At 37.5% G+C, this 11,853-nt stretch carries 10 protein-coding genes and 3 pseudogenes; 3 read left to right on the top strand and 10 right to left on the bottom strand.

The features are described 5' to 3' along the window. Nucleotides 1-23: 23 nt before the first annotated feature. The 3 genes from SRT_RS03350 to miaA form a co-directional block, all read right to left on the bottom strand. Entirely contained in the window at nucleotides 24-659 is a 636-nt protein-coding gene (locus SRT_RS03350) for a cystathionine beta-lyase (protein ID WP_128833033.1), read from the bottom strand. Next, nucleotides 646-1,893 carry a GTPase HflX gene (gene hflX / locus SRT_RS03345; protein WP_128833032.1) on the bottom strand — a complete coding sequence of 416 codons (1,248 nt, stop codon included), beginning with the start codon at nucleotides 1,891-1,893 and terminating at the stop codon, nucleotides 646-648. The genes SRT_RS03350 and hflX overlap by 14 nt, the downstream gene beginning before the upstream one ends. Nucleotides 1,894-2,081: 188 nt before the next feature. Next, complete coding sequence (gene miaA / locus SRT_RS03340; protein ID WP_128833031.1) at nucleotides 2,082-2,966, bottom strand: tRNA (adenosine(37)-N6)-dimethylallyltransferase MiaA; 885 nt, start codon at nucleotides 2,964-2,966, stop codon at nucleotides 2,082-2,084. Nucleotides 2,967-3,040: 74 nt separating this feature from the next. Here miaA and SRT_RS03335 point away from each other — a divergent pair. Beyond that, nucleotides 3,041-3,216: pseudogene (locus SRT_RS03335) on the top strand (DUF3042 family protein). 378 nt (nucleotides 3,217-3,594) lie between these two features. Further along, nucleotides 3,595-4,223: pseudogene (locus tag SRT_RS03330) on the top strand (hypothetical protein). 728 nt (nucleotides 4,224-4,951) lie between these two features. Here SRT_RS03330 and SRT_RS03325 read toward each other — a convergent pair. The 4 genes from SRT_RS03325 to SRT_RS03310 all read right to left on the bottom strand — a co-directional run bounded on the left by SRT_RS03325 (nucleotide 4,952) and on the right by SRT_RS03310 (nucleotide 7,904). Next, nucleotides 4,952-5,578 carry an alpha/beta fold hydrolase gene (locus SRT_RS03325; protein ID WP_128833030.1) on the bottom strand — a complete coding sequence of 209 codons (627 nt, stop codon included), beginning with the start codon at nucleotides 5,576-5,578 and terminating at the stop codon, nucleotides 4,952-4,954. Beyond that, nucleotides 5,575-6,117: a GNAT family N-acetyltransferase gene (locus tag SRT_RS03320; RefSeq protein WP_161940019.1), complete on the bottom strand. Its 543-nt coding sequence runs from the start codon at nucleotides 6,115-6,117 to the stop codon at nucleotides 5,575-5,577. Before SRT_RS03320 ends, SRT_RS03325 begins: the two co-directional genes overlap by 4 nt. 83 nt (nucleotides 6,118-6,200) lie before the next feature. Next, nucleotides 6,201-7,031, bottom strand: coding sequence for a GIY-YIG nuclease family protein (locus tag SRT_RS03315; protein ID WP_128833029.1), 831 nt, complete (start codon nucleotides 7,029-7,031; stop codon nucleotides 6,201-6,203). Between the two features lie 138 nt (nucleotides 7,032-7,169). After that, nucleotides 7,170-7,904: a PHP domain-containing protein gene (locus tag SRT_RS03310; RefSeq protein ID WP_128833028.1), complete on the bottom strand. Its 735-nt coding sequence runs from the start codon at nucleotides 7,902-7,904 to the stop codon at nucleotides 7,170-7,172. Nucleotides 7,905-8,127: 223 nt separating this feature from the next. Here SRT_RS03310 and SRT_RS03305 point away from each other — a divergent pair, with 223 nt between their 5' ends. Continuing rightward, nucleotides 8,128-9,273: a cobalamin-independent methionine synthase II family protein gene (locus tag SRT_RS03305; RefSeq protein WP_128833027.1), complete on the top strand. Its 1,146-nt coding sequence runs from the start codon at nucleotides 8,128-8,130 to the stop codon at nucleotides 9,271-9,273. A gap of 195 nt (nucleotides 9,274-9,468) precedes the next feature. Here the strand turns inward: SRT_RS03305 and SRT_RS03300 are convergent, their stop codons facing one another. The 3 genes and pseudogenes from SRT_RS03300 to lacG form a co-directional block, all read right to left on the bottom strand. Next, nucleotides 9,469-9,738 (bottom strand): DUF3884 family protein, encoded by a 270-nt coding sequence (locus SRT_RS03300; protein WP_128833026.1) that lies wholly within the window; start codon nucleotides 9,736-9,738, stop codon nucleotides 9,469-9,471. A 19-nt stretch (nucleotides 9,739-9,757) separates the two neighbouring features. Continuing rightward, nucleotides 9,758-10,160, bottom strand: a pseudogene (locus tag SRT_RS11435) (aldose epimerase family protein). Nucleotides 10,161-10,444: 284 nt separating this feature from the next. Then, nucleotides 10,445-11,851 carry a 6-phospho-beta-galactosidase gene (gene lacG, locus SRT_RS03290; protein ID WP_128833025.1) on the bottom strand — a complete coding sequence of 469 codons (1,407 nt, stop codon included), beginning with the start codon at nucleotides 11,849-11,851 and terminating at the stop codon, nucleotides 10,445-10,447. Nucleotides 11,852-11,853: the final 2 nt, after the last annotated feature.

The raw sequence follows: 11,853 nt of genomic DNA, 5'->3' as shown, positions 1-11,853 counted from the left end.
ACAATACTTTCTTTCTATACTGGTTAATCTTCTTTGAGATAAAGCACTGCCTGATTTTGAGCATAACTGTAGTATCTGCGTCCTGAGTAGGCCTGTGCTAATTCTATAACTTCTTCCTGATTGAAACTTCTTATTTTAATCGTGCCATCTTGCAGACGGCTAATGTCGCTGAGCAAAGCTGCAGCATTTTCCAATGTTTCACTTTGATACTCATCAAAGTTCATTTTTTTCATTTTAATTTGTTGATTGTCGCTAAAAATTTTATACTGGGGAAATATCTGAGCTAAGTCAAACAAGAGGCTGTCAGTAATTTCTTCCTTTTTTTCACTAAAGACCTGCGCTACTTCCCCTTCATTTTCATAAACAAACCCATACGATTTTCCTGATAAATTAAGCCGAACAAAAGGCTTTTGTTCATCAAACGATGGTTTATCCGTAAATAAATGTAGGTTCTGACTCAAATCAAAATAATAATTTGTTGCGGCCTGAGGAGATTCCTTTTGGTAAAGTTCTGCAAAGTAAGCATTGATAACGCTTGGCGGCGGTGTAATGAAACTCAATTTTTCCTCATTTGACAAAGAGGCTAACTTGTTTTGCAAGTAAACCTTATCTAAGCTAGTGAAACCGCCATATTTAAGGGCCAAATCAAGATAATTCACGATAAAACGCCTCTAGCCTCCATTGATTTTTTTCCGAAATGTAACCTTTAATTTCTTGCACTTCTTGCTTAACATCATAAGAAGTCAGCAAGGCTATTTTGTCCAATTCATAAATTTTGTAGCTTTTGTCTTGACTGCATTTAATCGTGAAAGGAACAAAAAGAGTCTTAATCTTTTCCAAGATAGACTGACGTAAAAGCGCTGCCGCCTCCTCGGACTTAGCAGACAAGCTGATATGAGGAAATTGACTGGCCACAAAATTTTCTGCTTTGTCCATTTTATTATAAATAAGCAGCTGAGGAATGGCTGTCATATCAAGTTCCTTTAAAATAGCATGAACAACTTTTTCATGCTCTTCATGATTAGGATCACTGGCATCAATAACATGAAGCAATAAATCTACCTGTCGGCTTTCTTCAAGCGTTGACTTGAAAGCGGCAACCAGCTCGGTTGGTAAATCCTGAATAAAGCCAACGGTGTCCGTCAGAGTAGCTTGAAAATGATCTGTCAAATAAATTTGCTTGGTTGTCGCATCAAGTGTAGCAAACAGTTCATCAGCCTCATACTGTTTATTATCAGTCAAAACATTCATGATGGTTGACTTACCTGCATTGGTATAACCGATTAGACCAATTTTAAAAACTTGCGAATCCAAGCGTTTTTCGCGGTTTGTTTCCCGATTTTTTTCAGCATTTTTCAGTTGCCGTTCAATATCTGTAATTTGTTTGCGAATAGAACGGCGATTCAATTCTAATTGGCTTTCACCGGGACCACGGCTGCCGATACCCCCAGCCTGACGGCTGAGCATGATACCCTGTCCAACCAGACGCGGCAGCATGTATTTAAGCTGGGCTAAATGAACCTGAAGTTTGCCCTCATAGCTGCGTGCCCGCATGGCAAAAATATCTAAAATAAGCTGCATGCGATCAATAACTTTAGCTCCTAATTCCGCTTCCAAATAGGTATTCTGGCGAGGGGTCAAACGATTATTAACAATGACGCTATCAATCGCCTCAGTCACCATTATTTGCTTGATTTCAAGTAATTTTCCTGAACCAATGAAACTCTTACTGTCATAGCGGTCTCTTTTTTGAGTGTATGTCTGAATGACCTCACCTCCTGCAGTTTTCGCAAGGCTGGCTAATTCTTCCATAGACAAGTCGAAATTTTCACTATTTGGTAAAGCGACACCAACAAGAATGACCCGTTCTTGTTTTTGACTTGTTTCAATCATTCTTGTTCCTTCACTTTCAGAGAAATATCTTCTTTTGCCAAGCAAATATGAATAGCAACTTGGTTTTTATTATATCACAGCCAGCTAGAAAAGTCTGACAATTTTTCCTATTTTTTGAAGAATTTCATCAGCATTTAATTAATGTAAAAACAGCTTAAACTATGAAAAAAATCACTTCACAGTGATTTCTAATTTCTTAAAAAATCGGCAACAGCCTGATTGATTTTTCTCTTGTGATCCGAATCACTGACCGAATAAAACGAAACAGCCATACGATTTTTAAACCAAGTCAACTGCCGTTTCGCAAAACGTCTTGTATTTTGCTTAATTTTTTCAATAGCCTCTTCCAAACCAATGTCACCTGCAAAATAAGGAAAGAGTTCCTTGTAGCCAATTCCGCGAGTTGCTTGAACATGAGGATAATTATCATATAACCACTTGGCTTCGTCTAACAATCCTGCTGCCATCATCTTATCAACGCGAGCATTAATGCGTTCATAAAGGGCTTGTCGATCATCATTTAAGCCAATCAATAAAACATCATAAGGGCTTTCTTGATTTTGGACACCTTGGCTAAATTTGCGGAGTTCCAAGGAACGCATCAAACGCCGACGATTGGGTTCTGTCATAACAATTTGCTGTGTTTCAGCTAACTGAGAAAGTTCCGTATCAGATAAGGTTTCCAATTCTCTTCGATAGGCTAAAACAGCTTCATGATCAACTTGGCCGCCCAAATGATAACCTTCCAGAAGACTTTGTAAATAAAGCCCAGTTCCACCGACAATAATAGGAAGATGTCCACGTTCGCAAATGTTGGCAATTTCTTTCGTTGCTTCCTGAACAAAATCAAAGGCTGAATAATTTTCATCAACCTCTCTGACATCAATTAAATGATGCGGAACTGCTGCTTGCTCGGCAGCTGTAGCCTTAGCCGTGCCAATATCTAGTTTTTGATAAACCTGCTGGCTGTCACCGCTAATAATTTCACCATGAAATTGCTGGGCCAATTCAATTCCCAGTGTTGTTTTTCCGACTGCTGTTGGCCCCAAAACAACAATTAATTTTGTTTTCATAGACTTTTTCCTTGAAAAATATATTATTTTTTAAGATAATAGTATTATTATAACATATAAAAGGAGACTTAATTATGGCTAAGAAACATGCATTTGCTAGAGGTCTTGCAACAGGTGTTATCGGCACTGCTGCAACAGTTGCTGGGGCAGTCTTTGCTGTTAAAAAAACAATCATTGATCCAGAAGAAAAAAAGCAGCTTTCATTGAAGAAAACCGTAAAAAAGCTGCCCGCCGCCGTGTCACACGTTAATTGATTTACTAAAATACAAATAAAAGCTGCCCGCCGCCGTGTCACACGTTAATTGATTTACTAAAATACAAATAAAAGCTTTTCAAGTCAGTTTTACTTGAAAAGCTTTTATTTGCTCTTTCTTGAGAACTTAACTGCCCATGCCTTTAACATTTTTTCATCTCCTTTAACCGACAGAAAGTTCTTTTTATTATAACATCAGAAAAGAGCCTTAAATAAAACCATTAGTATACTATTTAAGCAACTGAATTTTTTAATCAATAAAAAATTCAATCTTACTAATTCGTATCATTTTTTCAAAAATATTGACAAGTTGCTTAACTGCTTATATTATTAAGGTATCATGACGCATTAAGAATAGAACATAGGAGAAATTTGATGGAAAATTATAAGTCACAGCACCGTTACTCTCTTGCAGTCAAATGCTTGTATATCGCCTTACAGACAATCAACCTGATACTTAGTTTTCTCACTTTGATTCTCTTATTTCTTTCTTTTCCTTCTTTGCGGATCAAGCTGTCTCCTCTTTTTTTAGCATTGGCATTAACGATTTATCTTCTTTTGAGAAATATCAATTACAAAATTTGCCGACTGTTTGGTTACCACGCCTCGCCAAAACTGGTTGACTATGGACAGACAGTATCTTATGATGGGGTAACACTGCCGACTTTTGAAAAAATCACTGAAAATTATAAAGTAATCTATCGGACCAGACATGTTGGTTTTCAAAGTCTCTTTTATTTCTTTTTATGGCGTTAAATGCTGGACTGATAGCTCTTTATGGCTTTCTTGCAGAACTAATCTTTCTTTATGCAAAGATCACTACACAAGCAGCAGTCTACATTTATGGACTAGGCGGTGCTGTTGCTATCTTTATCATCATTTTTATCCAAATAAGGCTTAACAAAGAACTGCAAAAATACTTTGCCAAATGGTTTCACCTCAAAGTGATTTTAATGGAGCATGAACAACCCATTTATGCCAAAAAAGAAAACTACTGGCACTAATCATTTTCTTATAAACAAGTAACTTGTGAGCACAAGGTTATCCAATAAAATGAAATGCCCTATTTAAGACCATACCTATTTGCCTATTAATAAAAACACGAACAGTCTCAAACGTCTAACCTAGAGTTAGTGAAATTGTTCGTGTTTTAATTGTCTTTCGTTTTTTATCTTTAACACTAGCTATCTGCTTCAAAGACATTATAGGCGATGTTGTCTTTGTGTCAATCTGGCAGACCTAGGGCAAAGCAAAAGAGGCAGGACCTTTTTAAAGAGCAAAATCTCTGCCAGAAATTAGCACCACTAGTCATTAACGGACTCAATTTAAATTTGAAATCCCTTTACTTTTACGAATGCAAGAGAGAATAAGCAAATAAAGCAAGCAAAATGAAGACACATATAAATGAAATAATAATGTTTTTACTACGGTAAGAAATAAGTGCTAGTATACAAAGAACAAGCAACACTACAAGTAACCGAATGATGTGCATAAACCAATATCACCCTTTCTAAATTGATGCTGATATTTTTAATGAATGCAATAACATACCTTATACCTAGAATAGACTAACATTCATATTCCAAAAGAAAAGACTATTGAAGTTATTAAAGTGAACGCTATACCTACTTTGATAAGTGTCGCCCCGATTGTAGCCAGACAGATAAAAATCTGCTGGTTTTTATTGCCATCTTCATCAGATTTTACCATGATAATCACTAAACCCATTACTCTAAAAAGACTCATACTTTAAAAAATCAGTGATTTCTTTGGCAAAAACGATTGGCATTTTGGTGTTTAATAGATGTCCGCCTTTTTTGATGACAGAAAGGCGAGCATTGGGTATCAGCTCTGCAATTTTCCTAGCAGGCAAAAGATTGGGCTTATCTTTTTGACCGCAAAGAATCAAAGCGGGTATGTCTATTTGCTGGATAGTTTCTCTTAAATCAAGAGTTGACAGAGACTTTGAAAAGGCTAGAAAAGAATCCTTCTCTACTCCTTGTTTTTTAAAAAAGGACTTGGGAAGCAGCTGCAGGCCAAGAAGCTGTAACTTATAAAGAAAACTCCTCTTCAAATCATGCTGCGCGCCAGAAACAATGAAGCCTTTTATATGTGGCAAGGTATAGTCACTCAGTGCTAAAGCCAGCATAGCGCCCAAGGATAGACCAATTAACACAAAATCTTCTTCTATCCCTTTGAGTTCAGTCGCAACTTGTTCCACCAAAGTCGTAAAATTTTCAGGCATTTTTCCTTCATCAAATAAATCCAAGGCTAGACAGTCGTAATGAGGCAGAGCAGCTATCACGTCATCCCAAGCCGTCTTATCCTGTCCCAAACCATGCAAAAAGACTAGTTTCATATACTGTTCCTTTCAGTCACATTTATCCAGTACCGCTTCATCATGTTCCCCGTTGATTCATCCAAACGGCTGTCTTCATAGATACCTCCGTTTGCGAGGATAGTGCGCTCAGAACCAATATTCCAGTCTGCGCAGGTCACCAAAACCTTGTCAATGCCTAATTTCTTGGCTTCTAACAATGCTAGGCGCAGCTGCACTTTAGCGTAGCCTTTCTTACGCTCATCAGGCCGAATGGAATAGCCAATGTGGCCTGAAACATTAAGCAAACCTAAACTATTTAGATGATGTCTGACATTGCAAATACCAATCATTCGTTTATCAGACTGACGAATGCAGAGAAAAACTGTTGCTGTCCACCCTTCTTCTGCTGGCTTATCCTTTGAGAGCCTGTCTAGGTAAACCAGCCAATCAGACAGCTTATCAAATTTATAAAGATCAGCTCCGCCGTACATGTGCTCATCTTTAAAGGCTTCCTTATAAGCCAGTAATTCCTCTTCCCAATCAAGACTGGGGCGAACCAGGATTAAGTTTCCGGTCATAATGTGCGCTCGCTTTCGTTGAGTTTATTTTAATATGTTTCAATTTGTAAGTAAAATCAATATTCAAAAGCTATCAATTAAAATTAATTATCATTATAACCAAATTTTATTGATTGCAATACTTTCTTCCACCATTGTTCACGACCAATAATATAATCGTCATCGACTTTTCCGTTAAAATTTTCTAAAAGACTATATTGAAAATTTTCTTTTACATAGTCAAAACCTTTTTCTTTGACTAATTTTTGGAGTTCTGTATTACCACCATGACCATTATTTACATATGAACTCCATCTACTAAGCAACATTTTATCTTTACTTGTAGCTGAACCAACATATAATTGTCCTGTTTTTTTATCTGTAATTAGATAAACAGCTTTTTGATTTTGTAAAGCAGTCAGCCAATCTCTCTTCTCCAGTCTAAAAATACTTTCTAATTGAGAATATGATAAACAAATTTCATCATAACCATTAAAATCATCACCTCGCCATGGTTCTGATAGAATTTCAGAAACGATAACATCATCATAAAGACTTGCATATTTTCTCACTCTCATACGACCTGGCTTATATTTTATGATTAAGCGATCAAAATATGGTTTAAATTTTTCTACATTTTCTCCTTCATAGCCTTGATCATTATATTGATTTAAATCTTTAGTCACTTTTTTTACCATAGTAACCAAATATTTATCATAGTCTACTTTTACTGCATTTATCACTGTTTCTCCAACTTTAAAATGTTTCTTATCAGCATTATAGAAAATATTCCAATGGTTAACTTGTTCTTTATTAGATAGATAATAATCTTTTGTATAATTCACATCGCTTTTCCACACATGAAAATAAATTTTTACATGTGGGATTTCTTCTTCAGTAAATCCAAATATATCATTTAATTTTATATCACTCATTTCAATATTTCCAATCTATCATAATCATTCAATTTAGCCATGAAACCGTATGTTTGCTGGCGTGCTGAACCACATGGGCTAACTGACAATAGGAATACTGTCTACAAACGAAATGCTACAACAATCCACCATCACTTTTTAAATTATCTCCCCCTCTTCAATTCCATACTCATCTAAGATGTCTTGAATTTTGTCAAAAGCCAATCGGAAGTGTTCGAGTTTGTGGCCGTCGGAGCCGATCGAGTATTTGCGACAGCCTAAGTTTTTGACTAGACCTAAGGCATAGCGGTAGAGATGCTCGTGGTGATAGAGGTACATGGACTTGCTGTTGAGTTCAAAGGCTAGGTTGTGGTCGATCATCTTTTGGAAAATGCGGCGCAGCTGGGTTTCATGAGTCTTTAATTCATCAACCGTCAGGTCAAATAAGCGAAAGCCATAGTCGAAATGCGCCAGCACATCAGCTTCCACGCGTCCAATGGTGTATTCCAGCTTGTCTAGGTATTCTTGGATAATGATCTCTTTGTCCATATCTGCCACTTCATCGTCCAAATAATCATTGACCCCGTTGTGGTGGACAGAGAGTAATTTCAAATCATAGTCCTTGTCAGCTAGGAAGCTGAGAATGTCCGCTTCACGGGGCTGGTAATAGCCAATTTCAATGCCTCGCTTGATGCGGTTGCCGTATTTCGCATTAAGCTCGGCTATTTCTTTAGAATAGGCCTCATAATCGGGCACATCATCCTGCTGGGTGTAGGGGTTGGATAGATCGTAGTGCTCAGTCGTGACGATTTCCCCATCATAGTGAGTTAGATAGTCCTCAAAGCTGGCGTCGGAATCATAGGAAAAATGGGTGTGTAAATGGTTATCACGCATGGGGTATAAGTTACTCCTTGTTTTTTCTTCTATTTTACCAAAAAAGGCGGAGATAGGGAAAACTGCTTTTTCATTTCTATGAGAAAAAGGCAGTTGTATTTAGACAAAAGCTGTCTTTTTAGTTATAGTTTAAAACTATATCATTTTCTCTAATTTAACTATTTTTCAAACGACTGCAGCTTTTGTACAATAAAAAGCAAGAAAATTAGAAAGAGGCTTTTACATGGCACAATCAAAATTCCAACTTGTTGGATCTCTTCTTCGTCCAGCTGATCTGCTTGACTATAAAAATAAAATTGAACATCGTGATGACATTCAGTATCCTTTTTATGATAGTTTTCCGGGGTATCGTGAAACAGAAACAGCAGAAATTAAAAAGGTTATTGCTGATGAAAAGGCAAATGGTATTGACATTTTGACAGATGGTGAGTACTCTAAGTCCATGTGGCATTTAGATTTCATTTGGGGACTTAAAGGTATTGAACGTTACATTGCAGACCACGGCTACACTTTTAAAGACCATGACGGCGGACAGTACGAAACGCGTAAAGACATCGGTATTCGCATTACCCAGCCACTTTCAGGTAAAAATCATCATTTCTTAGATAGTTACAAACTGCTCAAGGAAGAAGCTGGTGATACGCAAACAAAATTAACGATTTGGGGACCTGCGCATGCTTATACTGAACTGGCTATTTTTGATAAACTTGCTGGTGAGGGGCAAGTTTACAAAACCAATGAGGCCTTAAAGGATGGTCTTATCAAGGCCTACAAGGAATTCTTGACAGAATACAAAGAAGCTGGCGGTGAGATTATCCAGTTTGATGACTGCCTTTGGGAACTTTTTGATGAATCAAATCCTGCTTCGTTTTTTGCGGATGGTAATGCTGCGCTGGCTGATTTAGCTGATGAATTCATTGCGATCAATAACGAAGTAGCTGATTACGGGCATCAATTGGGACTCAAAGTTTGGACACATAACTGCCGCGGAAATTATGAAAGCCGTTCTGCCTCAGGCGGAACTTACGAGGCTATCGCAGAAAAATTCTTGCGTGATCAACACTATGACCGCTTCTTCTTAGAATGGGACAGTGACGTCTCAGGTGATTTGAAGGCTCTTGCTTCTCTTAAAGATAAAGATGCTGAGGTTGTTCTTGGACTCCTTTCCAGTAAGACAACTGATCTTGATGATGAAGAACGTGTTCTCAAGTTATTAGAACAAGCCAGCACCATTTTGCCTAAGGAACGTTTGCTGCTGTCCCATCAATGCGGTTTTGCTTCTTGTGATTCTGGCAATGAGTTGGCTATCCCGCAGCAATGGGCTAAAATCAAACAAGGTCAAGAAATCGCTAAGCAATTTTGGGGTTAAGTAAAAAACCATTTGGAGACATTATCTTCTCCAAATGGTTTTTTAGTCTGTTTTGAAAGAGCCTTCCCTGACACTGAAAAAATTGCTGTTCTAACTTCGTCTTTTAGAACGAGACAGTAAGCTACAGACCGTACTGATTTACAGCAAAGCGATCCTGCAATATTAAAAAATAAGCTGGATATCCATCTTCTAGCTTTATTTTGAAAATGGCAGATGACCTTTAGTCAAGAACACTTGTTCAGCAGTCAGATGTGTCAGCTCCAAAAATTTCTCTTGAAATTCGGATAAAGGCAGATTTGAATGACAAATCCATTCATCACCAGTATTGACATACCACTTACCCAAACGCTTGATTTCTTCTGTCATATTTGGAACATCTTTTTGATTGGTGAAGGTTAAGATATAGACTATCTCAAAGGCTGATGAGATGGCGTTTTTAGCTATTTTTTTAAGAGAAGTCATCATTAACTCTCTCCTTTCAATTTTATAAGACAGTGATGTCAAAATAGTTTCGATCAAGCTGTCCGGTCCCTACAAAGCTCACATTGCGTTTTTCTTCAAAATAATCTGATTTCATCTACCGTAGTTGACAGCCCGCTCCAAGGTTCTAAGGCTATAAAAGGACTCTTATTGGCTGTTGACCAGAGAATGAGGTAAGGAAAATCTGCAAAATCCAAATGCAGGCTGCCAGTGTAGATAATCTTTCATTCAAAATGATAGGGATATTGCATCAGCATTTCTTTGTCAGGAATAATGGTAAAAACAACACTGTCTTTTCTCAGTTGCTCAAAGCGAAAATTTTTCTTTCTTACCAGTCCGTGTCTGGGGACACTGCCAAACTCTTTAAATTGGACAGTCATTTTTTCATTTTTGAGTTCAATAACCATTACTTATCCTCATTCTTACTTCATCTTTTTAACATTAAAACAAAGCAAGAGTGCAATCAAAGACTGCCACTCTTGCTTTTATTGCTGCCTTTAACCAAAACTTAAACAAAATTTAGGTTGTCTTTTGGAAGTATTCATTAAATATAGGATATATAGAAAGTATTGAAGTATCAAGTTTTTGATTTCATTTCAGTTAAGACAGCAAGCCTACCAAAGAACACAGATGATTACCAAAACTAAAGATACAAAGCTAGGTATTATCAAATTCAATTAAAACACCAGCATCAGTCAATGATTTGGGTCTCAGCTAATTTTTTATACCAGTAGGCACTTTTCTTGGGATAACGCTCTTGCGTATCAAAATCTACATAGAAAAGACCATAGCGCTTCTCATAACCATTTGACCATGAAAAGACATCCATAAGAGACCAGATAAAGTAACCTTTGACATCGGCACCATCTGCTATAGCATCTGAAAGAACTTCTAAGTGTTTTTTGACATAATCAATACGGGCATCATCATAAACAGTATGATCCACAAATTCATCCTTATAACCAAGACCATTTTCAGTGATATAGATTTTCTTATAATTAGGGTAATCTTTTTTCACGCGCATGATTTGGTCGTAAAGGCCTTGCGGATAAATGATCCAATCCCAATCTGTTTTGGGAACATTTACTGGCGCTTCTCTGCGACCGACACCTTTAATCTGGTACTTAGAACTTCCTTTTTCGCCTTTAGCATTATGCGTAATTTCGGTTTCACCATCAAAGTTACGCATCCAATCACTCATATAATAATTGATGCCCAAGAAATCATTGAGATCTTTAGCAGCTTCAAGAGCAGCAAAATCGTCATCACGCAGATCCAATTCACCGCCATTGACAGCCAAAATATGATGGACCCCTTCCATGGTTTTCTCAGAATATTTACCCAGATAAGTCGCATCCAAGATGAATTTATTATGAATAATATCTTCTAATTCTGCCGCACGAACATCTGCTGGGTTGTTTGGATCATAAGGATATTTGGTTGGCAGAGCATGAACCACACCGATTTCACCAGAGTAGCCACCATCTTTAAAAAGTTTGACGGCCTTGCTATGTGCAACCATCATGTTATGGTGGGATTGGAAAACCTTGGCAAGATCGTATTGGATGCCCGGCGGAAATTTTCCAACCAGATACTGACCATCACCAATGGGGCCAATTTCATTGAAAGTTGTCCAATAATTCACTTCTGGAAATTCTTTAAAGCAAAATTCAGCATAGTTGACAAAATGCTCTATATTTTCACGATTGAGAAAGTCCCCATTTGAATGCAGAGCTTCTGGGGTATCAAAGTGATGAAGTGTTACAAAAGGTTCCACATGACGTTTATGGCATTCAGCAAAAAGATTATGATAAAAGGCAAGGCCTTTGGGGTTAACGACTCCATACCCTTTTGGAAAAATCCGTGACCAAGCAATGGAAATGCGAATACCGTTGACGCCAAATTCTTCCGCTAACTTTAAATCAACAGGATATTGATGATAGAAATCGCTGGCAGGCTCAGCCGTATACCAATAGTTATCTTCTAAATATTTATCCCAAGCAACAGGACCCTTCCCATCTGCATGCGTGGCACCTTCAGCCTGATAAGCTGCTGTTGCACCACCAAAGATAAAATCTTTAGGTAATGTTTTGCTCATAG

It is taken from the genome of Streptococcus troglodytae, assembly GCF_002355215.1.
Lineage (GTDB): Bacteria > Bacillota > Bacilli > Lactobacillales > Streptococcaceae > Streptococcus > Streptococcus troglodytae.
Note: the sequence above shows the minus strand (reverse complement) of the source record. Positions and strands in the feature narration are given on the sequence as shown.

Bases quoted from the DNA above. Each gene is read 5' to 3' on its own strand.
- hflX (WP_128833032.1), bottom strand. From the start codon at position 1,893: ATGATTGAAACAAGTCAAAAACAAGAACGGGTCATTCTTGTTGGTGTC.
- miaA (WP_128833031.1), bottom strand. From the start codon at position 2,966: ATGAAAACAAAATTAATTGTTGTTTTGGGGCCAACAGCAGTCGGAAAA.
- SRT_RS03325 (WP_128833030.1), bottom strand. From the start codon at position 5,578: ATGAAACTAGTCTTTTTGCATGGTTTGGGACAGGATAAGACGGCTTGG.
- SRT_RS03320 (WP_161940019.1), bottom strand. From the start codon at position 6,117: ATGACCGGAAACTTAATCCTGGTTCGCCCCAGTCTTGATTGGGAAGAG.
- SRT_RS03315 (WP_128833029.1), bottom strand. From the start codon at position 7,031: ATGAGTGATATAAAATTAAATGATATATTTGGATTTACTGAAGAAGAA.
- SRT_RS03310 (WP_128833028.1), bottom strand. From the start codon at position 7,904: ATGCGTGATAACCATTTACACACCCATTTTTCCTATGATTCCGACGCC.
- SRT_RS03305 (WP_128833027.1), top strand. From the start codon at position 8,128: ATGGCACAATCAAAATTCCAACTTGTTGGATCTCTTCTTCGTCCAGCT.
- SRT_RS03300 (WP_128833026.1), bottom strand. From the start codon at position 9,738: ATGATGACTTCTCTTAAAAAAATAGCTAAAAACGCCATCTCATCAGCC.
- lacG (WP_128833025.1), bottom strand. From the start codon at position 11,851: ATGAGCAAAACATTACCTAAAGATTTTATCTTTGGTGGTGCAACAGCA.